Origin of the sequence: Superficieibacter sp. 1612_C1, assembly GCF_015234305.1 — a bacterium.
In the GTDB taxonomy this organism is placed as follows: domain Bacteria; phylum Pseudomonadota; class Gammaproteobacteria; order Enterobacterales; family Enterobacteriaceae; genus Superficieibacter.
On record NZ_JADGMI010000005.1, the window covers coordinates 107075 to 125777 of the forward strand.

At 54.3% G+C, this 18703-nt stretch carries 12 protein-coding genes and 1 pseudogene; 6 read left to right on the forward strand and 7 right to left on the reverse strand.

The window, feature by feature from the left end:
• Positions 1-486: 486 nt before the first annotated feature.
• Both INT84_RS17320 and INT84_RS17325 read left to right on the forward strand, forming a co-directional pair.
• A complete protein-coding gene (locus tag INT84_RS17320) occupies positions 487-2316 on the forward strand; it encodes a DUF3300 domain-containing protein (protein ID WP_194207799.1) in 1830 nt (609 codons plus the stop codon).
• 11 nt (positions 2317-2327) lie between these two features.
• Positions 2328-3125, forward strand: a complete 798-nt coding sequence (locus INT84_RS17325; RefSeq protein ID WP_194207800.1) for a DUF2950 family protein — start codon at positions 2328-2330, stop codon at positions 3123-3125.
• A 119-nt stretch (positions 3126-3244) separates the two neighbouring features.
• On the opposite strand, the gene lpdA is transcribed toward INT84_RS17325, so the two are convergent.
• From lpdA to tssD, 5 genes and pseudogenes are all read right to left on the reverse strand, one after another.
• A complete protein-coding gene (gene lpdA, locus INT84_RS17330) occupies positions 3245-4669 on the reverse strand; it encodes a dihydrolipoyl dehydrogenase (protein ID WP_176918029.1) in 1425 nt (474 codons plus the stop codon).
• Positions 4670-4865: 196 nt separating this feature from the next.
• Positions 4866-6767, reverse strand: coding sequence for a pyruvate dehydrogenase complex dihydrolipoyllysine-residue acetyltransferase (aceF, locus tag INT84_RS17335; protein WP_194207801.1), 1902 nt, complete (start codon positions 6765-6767; stop codon positions 4866-4868).
• Positions 6768-6781: 14 nt separating this feature from the next.
• Positions 6782-9445 (reverse strand): pyruvate dehydrogenase (acetyl-transferring), homodimeric type, encoded by a 2664-nt coding sequence (gene aceE / locus INT84_RS17340; protein ID WP_194207802.1) that lies wholly within the window; start codon positions 9443-9445, stop codon positions 6782-6784.
• 164 nt (positions 9446-9609) lie between these two features.
• A complete protein-coding gene (pdhR, locus tag INT84_RS17345; RefSeq protein ID WP_103677988.1) occupies positions 9610-10374 on the reverse strand; it encodes a pyruvate dehydrogenase complex transcriptional repressor PdhR in 765 nt (254 codons plus the stop codon).
• 317 nt (positions 10375-10691) lie between these two features.
• Positions 10692-11833 (reverse strand): annotated as a pseudogene (gene tssD, locus INT84_RS17350) (type VI secretion system tube protein TssD); the annotation flags it as partial.
• A 522-nt stretch (positions 11834-12355) separates the two neighbouring features.
• On the opposite strand from tssD, the gene aroP reads away from it, so the two are divergent.
• The 3 genes from aroP to INT84_RS17365 all read left to right on the forward strand — a co-directional run bounded on the left by aroP (position 12356) and on the right by INT84_RS17365 (position 16238).
• Positions 12356-13726: an aromatic amino acid transporter AroP gene (gene aroP / locus INT84_RS17355; RefSeq protein ID WP_194207803.1), complete on the forward strand. Its 1371-nt coding sequence runs from the start codon at positions 12356-12358 to the stop codon at positions 13724-13726.
• 155 nt (positions 13727-13881) lie between these two features.
• Positions 13882-15288, forward strand: coding sequence for a glycoside-pentoside-hexuronide (GPH):cation symporter (locus tag INT84_RS17360; protein WP_370529682.1), 1407 nt, complete (start codon positions 13882-13884; stop codon positions 15286-15288).
• The gene (locus INT84_RS17365; RefSeq protein WP_194207804.1) at positions 15288-16238 is read left to right on the forward strand and encodes a family 43 glycosylhydrolase; all 951 of its coding nucleotides are present in this window, start codon (positions 15288-15290) and stop codon (positions 16236-16238) included. Before INT84_RS17360 ends, INT84_RS17365 begins: the two co-directional genes overlap by 1 nt.
• A gap of 18 nt (positions 16239-16256) precedes the next feature.
• Here INT84_RS17365 and ampE read toward each other — a convergent pair whose 3' ends face one another.
• Entirely contained in the window at positions 16257-17111 is an 855-nt protein-coding gene (ampE, locus tag INT84_RS17370) for a beta-lactamase regulator AmpE (protein WP_194207805.1), read from the reverse strand.
• A complete protein-coding gene (ampD, locus tag INT84_RS17375; RefSeq protein ID WP_194207806.1) occupies positions 17108-17671 on the reverse strand; it encodes a 1,6-anhydro-N-acetylmuramyl-L-alanine amidase AmpD in 564 nt (187 codons plus the stop codon). Before ampD ends, ampE begins: the two co-directional genes overlap by 4 nt.
• Positions 17672-17758: 87 nt before the next feature.
• On the opposite strand from ampD, the gene nadC reads away from it, so the two are divergent.
• Positions 17759-18652, forward strand: coding sequence for a carboxylating nicotinate-nucleotide diphosphorylase (gene nadC / locus INT84_RS17380; protein WP_194207807.1), 894 nt, complete (start codon positions 17759-17761; stop codon positions 18650-18652).
• Positions 18653-18703: the final 51 nt, after the last annotated feature.

An 18703-nucleotide genomic window follows, 5' to 3' on the forward strand; every position in this document is an offset into this window, starting at 1 on the left:
GCATACACGTCATCCTTCAATCTGCCTCTGCGTTGGCTGCGCTCGCTCATCCCAGTCATGTACTTATGTACGCTCCTGGGACTTCACTCCCTTGCCGCCTTGACGCATCTTGAATGATTTTGTGTATGGGCGATTCTCTTCACGCTCCTGTGAGACAGCAGTTTGTAGGGTAAATGCCCGGTACCGCAACGGGCAGAATAGCAGGATTTTAGCGGGGTGTTAATCTGTTTACAAAAAAGCAACATTAAATATTTGCTGAATCGTGAAAAGAGATATAAGGCTGGCAAAATCCGCTTTTTGTCGGGCAAAAATAGGGGCCTTGCAATGTTTGTATACACTCAATTTGTCCGGATCCCGCCAGGTTAAGGCCCGATCCCTGTTTACGTCAAAAAACAATCGGAACGGAGAATATACTGCCGCCATTGCTTACGCCATTCGGCGCGGCTCTCTTTACTGACGGGTATCAATCGATACCGGGAGACAAAAATGACATTGCCGTTTAAGCCACACGTCATCGCTTTAGCATGTAGCCTGGGATTATTTGCGGCCTCCGGGGCGTTATACGTGAAAAGCCGCCAGCCGATCACCACCAGCGAGATCGTAACAACGCCTGCTGCGGACCCTACTCCCGCGGCTGCTGCGACAACCTTTACCCCTGCGCAAATCGATCAATGGGTTGCGCCGATCGCACTCTATCCTGATGCTCTGCTGTCTCAGGTGTTGATGGCGTCTACCTACCCGGCAAGCGTGGTCCAGGCGGTTCAGTGGTCGAAAGATCACCCAACGTTACAGGGTGATGCCGCCATTCAGGCCGCTGCAAATCAGCCCTGGGATGCCAGCGTGAAGTCGCTGGTTGCCTTCCCACAGCTGATGGCACTGATGGGACAGGATCCACAGTGGGTTGAGAATCTGGGCAATGCCTTTCTGGCACAGCCGCAGGACGTAATGGATTCAGTACAAAAACTGCGCGCGCTGGCACAGCAAACGGGCACGCTGAAATCGACGCCGCAGCAGAAAGTCACCAGTGAGCCCACCGTTACCAGCGCAGTGAACACCAGCCCCGCAAAAAGTGGAACCACGACGGTAGTCCATTCTGCACCGTCGACAATAATCAAAATCGAACCCGCCGATCCGCAGGTGGTATATGTTCCCACCTACAACCCGACCACGGTCTACGGCACCTGGCCGAATACTGCTTATCCGCCCGTCTATCTGCCACCACCGCCGGGACAGCAGTTTGCCGACAGCTTTGTTAAAGGCTTCGGCTACAGCCTGGGGGTGGCAACGACCTACGCCCTGTTCAGCAGTATCGACTGGGATCATGACGATCATCATCATCACGACGATGACCACCACCATCATGACGATCACGGTTACCATAACGACGGCTATATCCATAATGGCGATAACATCAATATTAACGTCAATAACTACAACCGGATCACGGGTGAGCATCTGACCGACAATACCCGCATCTGGCAGCATAATCCGGCTTACCGTAATGGCGTACCTTACATAAATAATGCGCACCCGGTAAATGTCAGCGGTGGTTTAAGCGCAACGGCTGGCCCCGGGGGCCAGCGACAAGCGGCGCTTTCACAGTTACAAAACAAAACCGCTCAGCCTTCGGCTAAAATCAGCCGGGATGCGCAGCGTCAGGCTGCCTCAAAACAGCTTGAGCAAATTGCTCAACGAAATAACTACCGGGGGTATGACACCAGTAACAGCAGTCGCGACGCTGCCAGAACGCAGCTTCAGCAACACCTTGCCAGCGCAACACCAGACCAGCGTCAACAGCTGCGGGAGAATGCCCGGCAGCGGCTAAACTCGTCAACGCCGGAACAGCGCCAGCAGGCGAAAGAGAGTCTCCAGCAACGATTGAACTCCGCAACGCCGGAACAGCGCCAGCAGGCGCGGGAAAACGTCCAGCAGCGTCTGAACTCCACGACGTCGGAACAACGCCAGCAGCGGCGGGAAAACGTTCAGCAACGTCTGAACTCCGCCACGCCGGAGCAGCGCCAGCAGGTGCGGGAAAACGTTCAGCAGCGTCTGAACTCCACGACGCCGCAACAGCGCCAGCAGCGGCGGGAAAACGTTCAGCAACGGCTGGACTCCGCAACCCCGGAACAGCGTCAGCAATTGCGTGACAACGTTCAGCAGCGCCGCGCCAACGCGCTGAGCGGTAACGATAGCCGCTCCCCTTCCTGGCAATCGCAGCGGCAGCGCGGCAGCGAAAGCCGCAGGCTGGAAAACCATTTCAGCAATGAGCAGCGTTCAGCCATTCGGGAACGCGTCGCAGAACATCGTCGCCATTAAGAGGAGGAAATATGAAAAAAGTAACGCTACTCGGCGCGCTGATGCTGCTGATGCCCGTCCTGGCGCAGGCGCAACAATCCTTCAGCACGCCTGAAAAGGCCGCCGACACGCTGGTGACAGCGATCTCTTCTCACGATCAGGCCACGCTCGAACAGCTGCTGGGTGAAGACTGGCAGGGTTATTTCCCCCCGGAAGGCGTCGATCCACAGGCCGTGGCCCGTTTCTTGCGCGACTGGAAAGTGAATCACCACATTGAGCAGCAGAATAATACCGCGCATATCAACGTCGGCGATGAAAACTGGCAACTGCCGATCCCGCTGCTTAAAACCGATGCTGGCTGGCATTTTGATATGGCGACGGCAGCGGACGAAATTCTCACCCGCGCCATCGGGCGCAACGAACTGGATGCGATTGAGGCAATGCATGCCTGGGTGGATGCGGAGCAGGACTATTTTCAGCAGAAGAAAATGTGGGCGCATAAGCTGATCAGCAGCGAAGGCCAGCAGGACGGGCTCTACTGGCCGGCTCAGCCCGGCGAGGTCCCCAGCCCGCTTGGCCCGGCGTTCAGCAATACTCAGCCGGGTGAAGGCTACCATGGCTATCATTTTCGTATTTTGTCGGATGAAAGCGGCAGCGGCGTGGCGCTCATCGCCTGGCCCGTTGCGTGGGGTCAGACCGGCGTGATGAGTTTTATGGTGGATATGCAGGACCGGGTTTATCAGGCGAACCTGGGGGAAGAGACCGAAAACAAAGCGCAAGCCATCACGCAGTTTACGCTGGATGACTCATGGCAGCAGGTGCAGCCCTGAGCAACGCATTGCCTGTGATACGAATACCTGACCGGTGTCCAGGCCAGATCCCGGCAAAACGTCCTTAACACGCATAAAAAAAGCGGCTGATTTAGCCGCTTTTTTTCATATCCGAAGAATTACTTCTTCTTCGCTTTCGGGTTCGGCAGGTCGGTGATGCTACCTTCGAACACTTCCGCCGCCAGGCCAACCGACTCGTGCAACGTCGGGTGAGCATGGATGGTCAGCGCGATATCTTCCGCATCACAGCCCATCTCGATCGCCAGACCGATTTCACCCAGCAGCTCGCCGCCGTTGGTGCCGACAATCGCGCCACCGATCACACGGTGCGTTTCTTTGTCGAAAATCAGTTTGGTCATACCGTCAGCGCAGTCGGAAGCGATAGCACGGCCAGAAGCTGCCCACGGGAAGGTGGCGGTTTCGTAGCTGATGCCTTTCTCTTTCGCTTCTTTCTCGGTCAGGCCGACCCATGCCACTTCTGGTTCAGTGTAGGCGATGGACGGGATCACTTTCGGATCGAAGTAGTGTTTTTTACCGGCGATAACTTCAGCGGCAACGTGACCTTCGTGAACACCTTTGTGCGCCAGCATCGGCTGACCGACGATGTCGCCGATAGCAAAGATGTGCGGCACGTTGGTGCGCAGCTGTTTGTCAACGCGGATGAAGCCACGGTCGTCCACTTCAACGCCTGCTTTGCCCGCGTCGAGGTTTTTGCCGTTCGGCACACGGCCGATCGCTACCAGCACCGCGTCGTAACGCTGCGGTTCAGCCGGGGCTTTTTTACCTTCCATGGAAACGTAAATACCGTCTTCTTTGGCTTCAACGGCAGTCACTTTGGTTTCCAGCATCAGATTGAATTTCTTGCTGATACGTTTGGTAAAGACTTTAACGATGTCTTTATCCGCCGCCGGGATCACCTGGTCGAACATTTCAACCACGTCGATCTGAGAACCCAGCGCATCGTAAACGGTGCCCATTTCCAGACCGATGATACCGCCGCCCATCACCAGCAGACGTTCCGGGACAGATTTCAGTTCCAGCGCATCGGTGGAATCCCACACGCGCGGATCGTCATGCGGAATGAACGGCAGCTGAATCGGACGGGAACCTGCGGCAATGATCGCGTTGTCGAAGTTGATCACGGTTTTGCCGTTCTCGCCTTCCACTTCCAGGGTGTTCGCCCCGGTGAATTTACCCAGACCGTTAACCACTTTCACTTTACGACCTTTCGCCATGCCTGCCAGGCCGCCGGTCAGCTGAGTGATAACTTTTTCTTTCCAGGTACGGATCTTGTCGATATCAGTTTTCGGCTCGCCGAAGACGATGCCGTGTTCAGCCAGCGCTTTGGCTTCTTCGATCACTTTTGCAACGTGCAGCAGCGCTTTAGAAGGGATACAGCCAACGTTCAGACAAACACCGCCGAGGGTGTTGTAACGTTCAACGATTACGGTTTCCAGACCTAAATCAGCGCAACGGAAGGCAGCAGAGTAACCTGCGGGGCCCGCCCCAAGTACCACGACCTGAGTTTTAATTTCAGTACTCATCATGACCTCTTATTGATTTCCGGCAGTCCAGGTACTGTCGCCCTTCATCCACCGGGACGTTCTATCCGCCCGTATTTTACAAAATTGTTAACAATTTTGAAACAACAAACGGTTCACGAAAACTCGCTTTCACCAGTAACCTCACCATCTTTATGAGATTACCAGAAAAAAGCCGGCCGTCAGGCCGGCTTTTCAATTACATCACCAGGCGGCGAATGTCGCTCAGCATGTTATTGATGATGGTGATAAAGCGCGCACCATCAGCTCCGTCAATGACGCGGTGGTCGAAGGAGAGAGAAATCGGCATCATCAGACGTGGCGTAAACTCTTTCCCGTTCCATACCGGCTCCATCGCGGATTTAGACACACCGAGGATAGCCACTTCCGGCGCGTTCACAATCGGCGCGAAGTGAGTGGTACCCAGGCCGCCGATGCTGGAGATGGTGAAGCAACCGCCCTGCATTTCGCCAGCGGTCAGCTTGCCATCACGCGCTTTTTTGGAGATCACAGTCAGTTCGCGAGACAGCTCGGTAATGCTCTTCTTGTTCACGTCTTTAAAGACCGGAACCACCAGACCATTTGGCGTATCAACTGCGACACCGATGTTGATGTATTTTTTCAGCGTCAGACGCTGTGCATCTTCCGACAGCGAGCTGTTGAAGCGTGGCATCTGCTCAAGCGCCGCGGCAACGGCTTTCATGATGAAGACCACCGGCGTGAATTTCACGTCCAGTTTACGCTTCTCGGCTTCGGCGTTCTGCTGTTTACGGAACGCTTCCAGATCGGTGATATCGGTTTTGTCGAAGTGCGTAACGTGCGGGATCATCACCCAGTTACGGCTCAGGTTAGCACCAGAGATTTTCTGGATGCGGCCCAGTTCAACTTCTTCGATTTCACCAAACTTGCTGAAGTCCACTTTCGGCCATGGCAGCATGCCAGGGATACCGCCACCAGCGGCAGCAGCAGGTGCAGCTTCAGCGCGTTTCACCGCGTCTTTCACATAAGCCTGAACGTCTTCGCGCAGGATACGACCTTTACGGCCGGTGCCCTTCACTTTCGCCAGGTTAACGCCGAACTCGCGCGCCAGACGGCGGATCAGCGGAGTTGCGTGGACGTAAGCGTCGTTTTCAGCGAACTCGGTTTTGCCTTCAGCTTTCTGAGCCGGAGCCGCTGCCGGTTTGTCCGCTTTCGCCGCCGGAGCCGGGGCTGCCGCTTCCTGTTTGGCAGCAGGGGCCGCAGGCGCTGCGCCTTCCACTTCGAAGATCATGATCAGCGAGCCGGTAGAGACTTTATCGCCGGTATTGATTTTGATCTCTTTCACGGTGCCCGCGAACGGTGCCGGAACTTCCATAGAGGCTTTGTCGCCCTCTACGGTGATCAGCGACTGTTCAGCCGTCACTTTATCGCCGACTTTTACCATCACTTCGGTGACTTCAACTTCATCGCCGCCGATATCCGGGACGTTGACGTCTTTCGCGCCCGCAGCCGCTGCCGGAGCGGAGGCCGCTTCTTCTTTCACCTGCGGTTTGGCTTCGCCTGCCGCAGGCGCTGCGCCTTCCACCTCGAAGACCATAATCAGCGAGCCGGTAGAGACTTTATCGCCGGTGTTGATTTTGATCTCTTTCACGGTGCCCGCGAACGGTGCCGGGACTTCCATAGAGGCTTTGTCGCCCTCTACGGTGATCAGCGACTGTTCGGCTTCGACTTTGTCGCCGACTTTCACCATGATCTCAGTGACTTCAACTTCGTCGCCGCCGATATCCGGTACGTTGACTTCTTTAGCTGCCGCAGCCGCTGCCGGAGCGGCGGCTTTCGGTTCTTCTTTTTTCTCTTCTGCCTTAGCAGGCGCAGCGTCAGCTGCACCGTCGGCGGAATCGAAAATCATGATCAGTTTGCCAGTCTCGGTTTTGTCGCCGACAGAGACTTTGATCTCTTTCACGACGCCAGCCTGCGGAGACGGGACTTCCATAGAGGCTTTGTCGCCTTCTACGGTGATCAGCGACTGTTCAGCTTCAACTTTGTCGCCCACTTTGACCAGGATCTCGGTGATTTCAACTTCATCAGCCCCGATGTCCGGTACGTTGATTTCGATAGCCATTATTCTCTTACCTCTTACGCCAGACGCGGGTTAACTTTTTCTGCATCGATGTTGAATTTAGTGATGGCTTCCGCAACCACTTTCTTATCGATTTCGCCACGTTTAGCCAGTTCGCCCAGCGCTGCTACAACCACATAGGAAGCATCAACTTCGAAGTGGTGACGCAGGTTTTCACGGCTGTCGGAGCGACCGAAGCCATCGGTACCCAGTACGCGGTAATCATCAGCCGGTACATAAGTACGAACCTGCTCGGCGAACAGTTTCATATAGTCAGTGGAAGCCACTGCCGGTGCATCGTTCATCACCTGAGCGATGTACGGTACGCGCGGGGTTTCCAGCGGGTGCAGCATGTTCCAGCGCTCACAATCCTGGCCATCACGCGCCAGCTCAGTGAAGGAGGTGACGCTATAAACGTCAGAACCCACGCCGTAGTCTTTCGCCAGGATCTCAGCCGCTTCACGGACGTGACGCAGGATAGAACCGGAGCCCAGGAGCTGAACTTTACCTTTGCTACCTTCAAGGGTTTCGAGTTTGTAGATACCTTTACGGATACCTTCCTCGGCACCTTCCGGCATCGCTGGCATGTGGTAGTTTTCGTTCAGCGTCGTGATGTAGTAGTAAATGTTTTCCTGCGCTTCACCGTACATACGTACCAGGCCGTCATGCATGATGACTGCCACTTCGTAGGCATACGCCGGGTCGTAAGAGATGCAGTTCGGGATAGTCAGCGACTGAATGTGGCTGTGACCATCTTCGTGCTGTAGACCTTCACCGTTCAGAGTAGTACGACCAGACGTTCCGCCGACCAGGAAGCCGCGCGCCTGCTGATCGCCTGCCTGCCAGCACAGATCGCCGATACGCTGGAAACCAAACATTGAGTAGTAGATGTAGAACGGGATCATCGGCAGGTTGTTGGTGCTGTAAGAGGTCGCAGCAGCCAGCCAGGATGCGCCGGCACCCAGTTCGTTGATACCTTCCTGAAGAATCTGACCTTTCTCGTCTTCTTTGTAGTAAGCAACCTGCTCACGGTCCTGCGGAGTGTACTGCTGGCCGTTCGGGCTGTAGATACCAATCTGACGGAACAGACCTTCCATACCGAAGGTACGCGCTTCATCAGCGATGATCGGCACCAGGCGGTCTTTAATAGATTTGTTCTTCAGCATCACGTTCAGGGCACGAACGAACGCGATGGTGGTGGAGATTTCTTTGTTCTGCTCTTCCAGCAGCGGTTTAAAGTCCGCCAGCTCAGGCAGTTCCAGCTTCTCGGTAAACTTCGGCTGACGCGTCGGCAGGTAGCCATTCAGCTTCTGACGCTGAGCGTGCAGGTAAGTGTGCTCTTCAGAGCCTTCCGGGAAGGTGATGTAGGATAGTTTTTCAACCTGCTCATCGGTCACCGGCACATTGAAACGATCGCGGACGTAGCGAACGCCGTCCATGTTCATTTTCTTCACCTGGTGAGCGATGTTTTTACCTTCGGCAGAGTCGCCCATGCCGTAACCTTTGATGGTATGGGCCAGGATGACAGTCGCTTTGCCTTTGGTTTCCTGCGCTTTTTTCAGTGCAGCGTAGACTTTCTTCGGATCGTGACCACCACGGTTCAGGGCCCAGATCTGCTCGTCAGTCCAGTCAGCAACCAGTGCGGCAGTTTCCGGGTATTTACCGAAGAAGTGTTCGCGAACGTAGGCACCGTCTTTGGATTTGAAGGTCTGATAGTCGCCGTCAACGGTCTCTTCCATCAACTGCATCAGTTTACCGCTGGTGTCGTTACGCAGCAGTTCATCCCAACGACCGCCCCACATCACTTTGATCACGTTCCAGCCAGCGCCTGCGAAGATGCCTTCCAGTTCGTTGATGATCTTGCCGTTACCGGTGACCGGGCCGTCAAGACGTTGCAGGTTACAGTTGATGATGAAGCACAGGTTGTCCAGCTTCTCACGGGTGGCGATGGTGATCGCACCTTTAGATTCTGGCTCATCCATTTCGCCGTCGCCGAGGAAGGCGTAAACGGTTTGCTCAGAGGTGTCTTTCAGACCACGGTGTTCCAGATATTTCAGGAATTTAGCCTGATAGATCGCCCCGATTGGGCCCAGACCCATAGATACGGTCGGGAACTGCCAGAATTCCGGCATCAGTTTCGGGTGCGGATAAGAAGACAGACCTTTGCCGTGAACTTCCTGACGGAAGTTGTTCATCTGCTCTTCAGTCAGACGACCTTCCAGGAACGCACGTGCATACACGCCCGGAGAGATGTGGCCCTGGAAGTACACCAGGTCGCCGCCGTCTTTTTCGCTGCGTGCGCGGAAGAAGTGGTTAAAGCACACTTCGTAAATGGTCGCGGAAGACTGGAAAGATGCCATGTGGCCGCCCAGTTCCAGATCTTTTTTGGACGCGCGCAGAACGGTCATGATCGCGTTCCAGCGGATAGCAGAACGGATACGACGTTCCAGATCCAGATTGCCCGGGTATTCCGGTTCGTCTTCAACGGCAATAGTGTTTATATAGTTGCTGGCCCCTGCACCTGCCGCCACTTTCACGCCGCCTTTGCGGGCCTCAGAAAGCAGCTGATCAATCAGATACTGAGCGCGCTCAACACCTTCTTCACGGATGACCGATTCGATCGCCTGTTGCCAGTCGCGAGTTTCGATCGGATCCACGTCATTTTGGAGACGTTCTGACATGGGGGTATTCCTTATCTATCTAATTCGTTGATTTGTCTGGAACCTGTCCCATTGCGTTTTCGCCGGAAAGCGCAATAAGACAGGTTCTGCGTTTAGTTGCCGCGCTCTAAGAAGTGGCGCTGTTGGTACAACATCTTCCGGCACAGGTTCTGCCAGAAAAATCACTAATTCTTGCGTTGCTCAAGACGGCGCATGGACCGTTCACGACGGCTCTGTTCACGACTGCGGTCGAGCAAAATCTCTTCGATAAAGGCCAGATGGCGATGCGATGCTTCGCGCGCGCGTTCCGGCTCACCGGCCATAATGGCTTCAAAAACGGTAGTACGATGGTTGCTGACCAGCGGGAGCATTTCCCGGCGCGCGTACAGCAACTCAAAGTTCTGGCGCACGTTCTGTGACAGCATGGGCTCCATGCAGCGTAGCAGATGAAGCAAAACCACGTTGTGTGCCGCTTCAGTGACGGCAATTTGATACTGGACGACAGCGTCGGATTCGGCGTCAAGATCCCCCGATTGCTGTGCCCGTTCGATGGCCTGATGCAGCTCGCTCATTCGCGCGCGATCTTCATCATTGCTGCGAAGCGCCGCGTAATATGCAGCGATGCCTTCCAGCGCGTGACGGGTTTCCAGCAGGTCGAACTGGGATTCAGGATGGTCGGACAGAAGTTCTACCAGCGGATCGCTGAAACTCTGCCACAGTCGGCTCTGCACAAAGGTTCCACCGCCCTGACGACGCAGTAGCAGGCCCTTTCCTTCGAGACGTTGAATCGCCTCACGCAGGGAGGGACGGGAAACGTCGAACTGTTTTGCCAGTTCGCGTTCTGGCGGAAGTTTTTCACCGGGGCGAAGCGTCCCCTCAAGGATGAGAAACTCCAGCTGCTGCTCTATCACGTCGGATAGCTTAGGTTGGCGGATTTTGCTGTAGGCCATAGTTCCCTGTCTTACGCCTTTTGCCCGAAGTCAATTGGTCTTACCAATTTCATATTCTTGACGCTAAAGTAACAAAGTATTCACCTTATGTCTATACAGGTTTTGACTCACATCATGAAACACGCCACATTTTAACAACCTTACAGAAATAACGTTTCAGAAATGTAACTTTGCACAAATGTTGTGTTTACTCAGGAAGAGGTAGATTTAACATAAAGCAGGAGGTAAGCGGAGGACAGATGGATGAGTGAAGAGGCTATGGTGGGCTGACCCAGCGGGGGTCTGTCGTTACCGGTATGCCCGGGTACATTACCCTATTCCGGGTTTTCCGGCGTCCAGGTGATTAGGGGGCCGTCAACACCGTGCGCGGGGGTAAATTCGTAACGCTGCGTGTCCTCGTTCCACAGCATGTTCGCCACGCGGACGTTTTCATACGGCGTACCTTCCCCCGTGTGCACGCCATACACCTGCGGCTTGCCGTGAATGTCGTTTCCCCAGAAAAAACGTACCCGGGTAGTGGCGGTGCTGCCCGCCAGCGCTTTCTGGCGTAGTTCCTCTTCATACCAGAACTCATCACGTCCGGGGACACGGTCGCTTCCTTCGCCCGCAGAGGGAGAGTACAGGGCAGATGCCAGTGTGCCGATATACGGTACGTATCTTGCCACACCTAATACGCCACTAAGCGACCATTCGCCCCAGACCTGAGTAGCAGCAGGCCCGCCTAATACCAGAGGAAAAGTCGCGTCTTCTGTGTCATGTGGATGCCGATAGCCGCAGCAATCATCAACCACTGGCTGAGCAAAAATGGCTACCTGCCCAAAGTTTTCAGCGGGTTCTTCTGCCCTTCCGGCATCCGTACACCCTTTCTCCTTCAGGCAGGATTTGGCGTAGACCGGGGTAACCGCTGGCAGAGAGGGAGGAAGGTTAACAACCGGTAGCGGTTCAGGTTTAAGATTGCTGGCAGGTGGGCTTTCAGGGGGATAAATACGCTATTGTAGCCAGCAGGAAATGCCAGCAAGTCAAATTCCGTATTGGCTATCAGATGTTTACATAATATATAGTCATAGGTGACAGTGATATATTCGGTATCGAGGTTATTATGCGAAACGTTTACATGAATAGCGGTTAATGAAGCATTCCTGAGCTGAATATAATAATAGCGTTCCCAGCGTCCGGTTTTATTGATCCGATAAAAATCAATTTCAAAGAATAACCGCTCATTCTGGTTTATGGCGTTGCAGAGCAGCGGTGAGCTTTTATCGGTGAGCTTGCAAAACGTAAGCCCCTGGAGATTAATCCCTTTACCGGTACTGGTAAGTGCACTGGTTAATGCAAAAGCAAAAATTTCATCTTCATGGCCGACCTGCCAGCGGTTGCCAACCGATTCATATGTCCCAGACCTTGAAGAAATATTACCCTGTTTCTCGCCGATTATTCTCAGATAAACAAGATCGCTCATTTAATTTTATTTCTGGTTATCCTTACCTTATTTCTATTAAACGGCAAACTTATCCCTTATTCAATTAGAAACGCTTTATAATAAAACTATTTTTATTAATTAACATTATTATCCAGTTAAGAATATTTTATTTAAATATCTACGCTACAACCCTACCTCATTATTAACCTCCATCTGTTCTGACATTTACATTTTGTTAGTTTGTCGTGGCTATGCCTAAGAACATTATTCAGCAGGTAAAAAACAAAGCATATAGCCAGCTAAAACAGCAAGTTAGCCAGCTTTAACGGATAATAATTCGTCTGTGAGTGTGGGATGAACGGTTTACAAATGCTTTCTTTTTACCCAACTGTTCGGTGCCCTTGCATAAAGCAGGTGCATTCCTCGGCACATACCATTATTGTGTGTCAGTTGAAAGCAACATAAGCACAATTCAGATACAACTCCTGTAAACAAAATAATACAAAAAACGGAATTACATACTTACAATAGCGTCAACCACATCACTCACGAGGTTTCAAGATGGAAGGTCAACAGCATGGCGACCAGCTGAAGCGCGGACTAAAAAACCGCCATATTCAGCTCATTGCGTTAGGAGGAGCCATCGGTACGGGGCTGTTCCTGGGCAGCGCATCCGTTATCCAGTCCGCCGGCCCCGGTATTATTCTGGGCTACGCCGTCGCCGGTTTTATTGCCTTTCTGATCATGCGTCAGTTGGGTGAAATGGTCGTTGAGGAGCCGGTCGCCGGTTCGTTCAGCCACTTTGCCTATAAATACTGGGGCGGCTTTGCTGGCTTCGCTTCCGGCTGGAACTACTGGGTCCTTTACGTGCTGGTGGCGATGGCGGAACTGACGGCGGTCGGAAAATACATTCAGTTCTGGTGGCCGGAAATCCCGACGTGGGCCTCGGCGGCAGTGTTCTTCGTTGTCATCAACGCGGTTAACCTGACCAACGTGAAAGTGTTTGGCGAGATGGAGTTCTGGTTTGCCATTATTAAAGTCATCGCGGTAGTCGCGATGATCCTGTTCGGCGGCTGGCTACTGTTCAGCGGCAACGGCGGTCCGCAGGCGACCGTTCGTAACCTGTGGGAGCAAGGCGGGTTTCTGCCGCACGGGATTAACGGGCTGGTGATGATGATGGCGATCATTATGTTCTCCTTCGGTGGGCTGGAACTGGTCGGCATCACCGCGGCGGAAGCGGATAACCCGGAGCAGAGCATTCCGAAGGCAACCAATCAGGTGATCTACCGCATTCTGATCTTCTACGTAGGCTCGCTGGCCGTGCTGCTTTCTCTGCTGCCGTGGACCCGCGTCACCGCAGATACCAGCCCGTTCGTGCTGATTTTTCATGAACTGGGCGATACCTTCGTGGCAAACGCACTCAACGTGGTTGTCCTGACGGCGGCGCTGTCGGTATATAACAGCTGCGTCTACTGCAACAGCCGCATGCTGTTTGGCCTCGCTCAGCAGGGCAACGCGCCTAAAATGCTGATGCGCGTGGATAAGCGCGGCGTGCCGGTAAACACCATTCTGGTCTCGGCGCTGGTGACCGCGCTGTGCGTATTGATTAACTATCTGGCACCGGAATCGGCCTTTGGTCTGCTGATGGCACTGGTGGTCTCGGCACTGGTGATTAACTGGGCGATGATCAGTCTGGCGCATATTAAGTTCCGTCGTGCTAAGCATCAGCAGGGCATTACCCCACGCTTCCCGGCGCTGTTCTATCCGGTAGGTAACTGGATTTGCCTGCTGTTTATGGCCGCAGTGCTGGTGATTATGCTGATGACCGACGGGATGGCGATTTCCGTCTACCTGATCCCGGTATGGCTGATAGTGCTCGGTATTGGCTATATGTTTAAACAGAAAAGCGCCAGAACCGTTAAAGTACATTAATCTCTTCCCCCTCACCCTGCCGGGTGGGGGGTGTTATCTTCCTCACACTTTCTTCTCAACAGCGATTTTGTCCATATCAGCGCCTCTATCCTGCAACGCATTTATTCGATAGCCAGCAAATAATTCTCTTCATCTAACAAGGGAGAGATCTGGCAATGAACACGAGTAAACTGTCAGTAAAAGAGAAAATTGGCTACGGAATGGGTGACGCCGGATGTAACATCATCTTTGGTGCCATCATGTTGTTTGTTAATTACTTTTATACGGACATCTTCGGTCTTGCGCCAGCGCTGGTCGGCGTATTACTGCTCTCCATCCGGGTAATCGACGCGGTCACCGATCCGATTATGGGCGCACTGGCCGACCGGACGCGCAGTAAATATGGGCGTTTCCGGCCCTGGCTGCTGTGGGTGGCCTTCCCCTACGCGCTGTTCAGCGTGTTGATGTTTACCACCCCCGAATGGAGCTACAGCAGCAAGGTTATCTATGCGTTTGTGACCTACTTCCTGCTGTCGATTACCTACACCGCCATCAATATCCCTTACTGCTCACTGGGCAGCGTGATCACCAACGATCCGAAAGAGCGTGTCGCCTGTCAGTCTTATCGCTTTGTGATGGTCGGCATTGCCACGCTGCTGCTGTCGCTGACCTTGCTGCCGATGGCCGACTGGTTTGGCGGCGCAAACAAAGCGAAAGGCTACCAGATGGCGATGACCGTGCTGGCGTTCATCGGTATGTGCATGTTTCTGTTCTGCTTTGCCACGGTCCGCGAGCGCGTACGTCCGGCGGTACCCACCAATGACGAACTGAAAAAAGATCTGAAAGACGTGTGGAAGAACGATCAGTGGGTGCGCATTTTACTGCTGACGCTGTGCAACGTCTGCCCCGGCTTTATCCGTATGGCCGCCACCATGTACTACGTGACGTGGGTGATGGGCCAGAGCACGCATTTTGCTACCCTGTTCATCAGCCTCGGCGTGGTCGGGATGATGATCGGCAGTATGCTGGCGAAAGTGCTCACCGACCGCTGGTGCAAGCTGAAAGTCTTCTTCTGGACCAACATCGCGCTGGCCATCTTCTCCTGCGCTTTTTACTTCTTTGATCCGCACGCCACGGTCACCATCGTTGTTCTCTATTTCCTGCTCAATGTTCTGCACCAGATCCCCTCCCCGCTGCACTGGTCACTGATGGCGGACGTGGACGACTATGGCGAGTGGAAAACCGGCAAGCGCATTACCGGTATTAGTTTCTCCGGCAACCTGTTTTTCCTGAAGCTGGGCCTGGCGATTGCCGGAGCGATGGTGGGTTTTCTGCTCTCCTGGTACGGTTATGATGCGGGCGCGAAGGCGCAAAGCGCAACGGCGATTAACGGCATTGTCCTGCTATTTACCGTTATCCCCGGTATCGGCTACTTGATCACCGCCGGTGTCGTTCGGTTGCTGAAAGTGAACCGCGAATTTATGCAGCAGATCCAGACCGATCTGGAAAAACGCCGCGTTAACTATCGCGAGCTAAACGAGTATCAGGAACTGCCAACGACTGAAAAAACAAGGAATGCCTGATGGAAAATTGGCCTAATCCCTTTATTACACAGCGTGCCGATCCGTTTATTCTGCACCATGACGGCAGCTATTACTTTATTGCCTCGGTGCCGGAATACGATCGGCTGGAGATCCGCCGTGCCAGCAGCATTGATGGGCTGCGCTGCGCCGAGCCTGTGGTCGTCTGGCGCAAACCTGCCACCGGACCGATGTGCGAACTTATCTGGGCACCGGAACTGCACAACATCAACGGCATGTGGGTGATCTATTTCGCGGCTGCCCACACTCAGGCGCTGGATTCACTCGGGATGTTCCAGCACCGGATGTACGCGCTGACCTGCGAGGATAGTGACCCGCTCAGCGGCAAATGGATTGAGCGCGGCCAGGTCAAAACGCCGTTTGACACTTTCTGCCTGGACGCCACCACCTTTCACCATCAGGGCAAACAGTGGTATCTGTGGGCGCAAAAAGCGCCGGAGATCGCGGGCAACTCCAATATCTACCTGGCAGAACTGGAAAATCCCTGGACGATTAAAGGCGAGCCGGTGATGCTCAGTAAGCCGGAATATGAGTGGGAATGCCGGGGATTTCTGGTCAACGAAGGGCCAGCGGTACTGGTGCACGGCGATAAGCTCTTTGTCAGCTACTCCGCCAGCGCCACGGATGAGAACTACTGCATGGGGCTGCTGTGGATTGACCTGAACGCCGATATGACCAGGCCGGAGAACTGGCATAAATCGCCGCAGCCGGTATTCAGAACCAGCTATGAAAATCGCCAGTACGGGCCGGGGCATAACAGCTTTACCCGCACGCCGGAGGGCGATGACGTGCTGGTTTATCATGCGCGTAATTACACGGAGATTGAGGGCGACCCACTGTACGATCCCAATCGCCATACTCGCCTGAAACTGATTCACTGGCAGGAAAACGGGATGCCGGATTTCGGCATCCCGCCTGCGGATACGGAGTAAGCGGCTACGGCACGTTAATCAGATTAGCGTGCCGTAAATCGTCAGTAACGCCACAATGACGACCAGCACGAACGAGGTCTTCTTCGCCATTGAAACCGCCGCTTTCGGCGTCTCAACCCGATCAACATGCGGCTCGCGGGCCAGCGAGAACTGCGCCAGCCGCGTCAGCACCTGATACTGCGCAGTGTGACGATCGCCCAGCGAGGCAAACCACGCGGGCAGCGCTTTTTCCCCGTGTCCGATCAGCGCGTAAATCACGCCGACCAGCCGCACCGGGACCCAGTCCAGAATATGCAGAATAAAATCGATTCCTGAATGCAGGCGATGATGAGGCGTCTGGTAACGCGCCAGCCACGATTGCCAGGCGCGCAGAAACGCGTAGCCCACCAGCGTCACCGGCCCCCACACGCCGCCCACGATAAACCAGAACAGCGGGGCCAGATAGTAGCGAAAGTTGATCCACAGCAGCGCGTTTTGCAGTTCGCGCAGATACTCCCGTTCGTCGCAGCCGGGCGGCACGCCGTGGATCAGCGTTAGCTCGCTGGCCATGGCGTCGCGTGCGTGGCTGTCATTGCGGGCCGCGGCTTTCAGATAGGCATGATAGTGCAGGCGCGCTTTGCCTGCGCCAATGCAGAGAAGCCCGAGCAGGATCCACGCCACCAGCAGCGGCACGTTAAAAAACAGGCCGTACAGCGCGCGCAGCAGCAGAAACGTCACCAGCATGATGGCGATAGTCATCAGCAGGGTTCGCGCCATGGAAAAACGGTGGACGCGTCGGAACAGCACTTCCAGCCGATGATCGAGCTGCCAGTGTTCCCCCAGCTTAAACAAGCGCTCGGCAATCAGCACCAGCAAAATGGTAAAAAGCGTCATGGCATCTCCTTTTCTGACGAGGCAGTGACCAGGGCCCGAAATTTTGCCCAGTCAAATGCGGAGCCGGGATCGGTTTTACGTCCGGGGGCAATATCGCAGTGTCCGGTCATATTGTCGGCGATTGCCGGGTAGAGCTTAATCAACGTGCGGGTAATAGCGGCCAGCTGTTGATATTGTGCATCGGTATACGGCTGCGTGTCCGTCCCCTCCAGTTCAATACCAATGGAAAAGTCATTACACTTTTCGCGCCCTTGATAGCAGGAAACGCCCGCGTGCCAGGCCCGTTTATTGAAAGGAACATACTGCACGATTTCACCGTCGCGGCGAATCAGACAATGGGCAGAAACGCGCAGATGAACAATTTCAGCAAAAAAAGGATGTGCGTGCGGGTCGAGGGTGCCGGTAAACAGGGCATCGATCCACGGGCCGCCGAATTCGCCAGGAGGAAGGCTGATATTGTGCACCACCAATAAAGAAGGAGACTCGTCATCCGGGCGGCAATCGAAATGCGGGGACGGAACCCGTCGCGCCTCTGCCAGCCAGCCCTCGTGTAAATACATACAGAATCTCCTTATTAGTGGTGCGAATATGCGCTTCAGAGTAGCATGTTTCAACCTCAAGCCTGGTTACCAATTTGGAGTTTTATCATGCCCGCACGCCGTTATAACCCTGACCATCGACGTGACGCTCTTCTGCAACGTATTACCCTGGATATTCCTGCCACGGTCGCGCAGGCGCTGCGTGAAGATTTAGGTGGCGAGGTCGATGCGAATAACGATATTACCGCGCAGTTATTGCCGGAAGAGAGCCGCGCTCATGCGGTGGTGATCACCCGCGAACACGGCGTATTTTGTGGCAAACGCTGGGTTGAAGAGGTGTTTATTCAGCTTGCAGGTGATGACGTTCAGGTGAGCTGGCATGTTGAAGATGGTGATAGCGTCGTCCCTAATCAGCCGTTATTTGAACTGGATGGCCCATCACGCGTGCTGTTAACCGGTGAGCGGACGGCGCTGAATTTTGTCCAGACGCTGTCCGGCGTGGCCAGTGAAGTCCGCCGCTATGCCGATCTGTTGGCGGGAACCAAAACGCAGTTGCTCGACACACGCAAAACCTTGCCCGGCCTGCGTACCGCGCTGAAATACGCGGTATTGTGCGGCGGCGGTGCCAACCATCGTCTCGGCCTCTCAGATGCTTTTCTGATCAAAGAAAACCATATTATCGCCTCCGGTTCAGTACGTCAGGCGGTGGAAAAAGCGTTCTGGCTGCATCCGGATGTCCCGGTTGAAGTCGAGGTTGAAAATCTTGATGAGCTGGACGACGCGCTGAAAGCCGGCGCTGACATCATTATGCTGGATAACTTTACCACTGAGCTGATGCGTGAAGCGGTGAAACGGACGCGTGGGCAGGCGCAGCTTGAAGTTTCCGGCAATGTTACCCACGAAACGCTGCGTGAATTTGCTGAAACCGGCGTGGATTTCATTTCCGTTGGCGCGCTGACCAAGCATATTCGTGCGCTGGATTTGTCGATGCGTTTCCGCTGATTTTTCCTCATTTTGAATAGCGGTTGAGAGTGATGTCAAATAGCCCGTAGT

Excerpts from the sequence above, each read along its gene's own strand:
- INT84_RS17320 (WP_194207799.1), top strand. The coding sequence starts at position 487 with ATGACATTGCCGTTTAAGCCACACGTCATCGCTTTAGCATGTAGCCTG.
- INT84_RS17325 (WP_194207800.1), top strand. The coding sequence starts at position 2,328 with ATGAAAAAAGTAACGCTACTCGGCGCGCTGATGCTGCTGATGCCCGTC.
- lpdA (WP_176918029.1), bottom strand. The coding sequence starts at position 4,669 with ATGAGTACTGAAATTAAAACTCAGGTCGTGGTACTTGGGGCGGGCCCC.
- aceF (WP_194207801.1), bottom strand. The coding sequence starts at position 6,767 with ATGGCTATCGAAATCAACGTACCGGACATCGGGGCTGATGAAGTTGAA.
- aceE (WP_194207802.1), bottom strand. The coding sequence starts at position 9,445 with ATGTCAGAACGTCTCCAAAATGACGTGGATCCGATCGAAACTCGCGAC.
- pdhR (WP_103677988.1), bottom strand. The coding sequence starts at position 10,374 with ATGGCCTACAGCAAAATCCGCCAACCTAAGCTATCCGACGTGATAGAG.
- aroP (WP_194207803.1), top strand. The coding sequence starts at position 12,356 with ATGGAAGGTCAACAGCATGGCGACCAGCTGAAGCGCGGACTAAAAAAC.
- INT84_RS17360 (WP_370529682.1), top strand. The coding sequence starts at position 13,882 with ATGAACACGAGTAAACTGTCAGTAAAAGAGAAAATTGGCTACGGAATG.
- INT84_RS17365 (WP_194207804.1), top strand. The coding sequence starts at position 15,288 with ATGGAAAATTGGCCTAATCCCTTTATTACACAGCGTGCCGATCCGTTT.
- ampE (WP_194207805.1), bottom strand. The coding sequence starts at position 17,111 with ATGACGCTTTTTACCATTTTGCTGGTGCTGATTGCCGAGCGCTTGTTT.
- ampD (WP_194207806.1), bottom strand. The coding sequence starts at position 17,671 with ATGTATTTACACGAGGGCTGGCTGGCAGAGGCGCGACGGGTTCCGTCC.
- nadC (WP_194207807.1), top strand. The coding sequence starts at position 17,759 with ATGCCCGCACGCCGTTATAACCCTGACCATCGACGTGACGCTCTTCTG.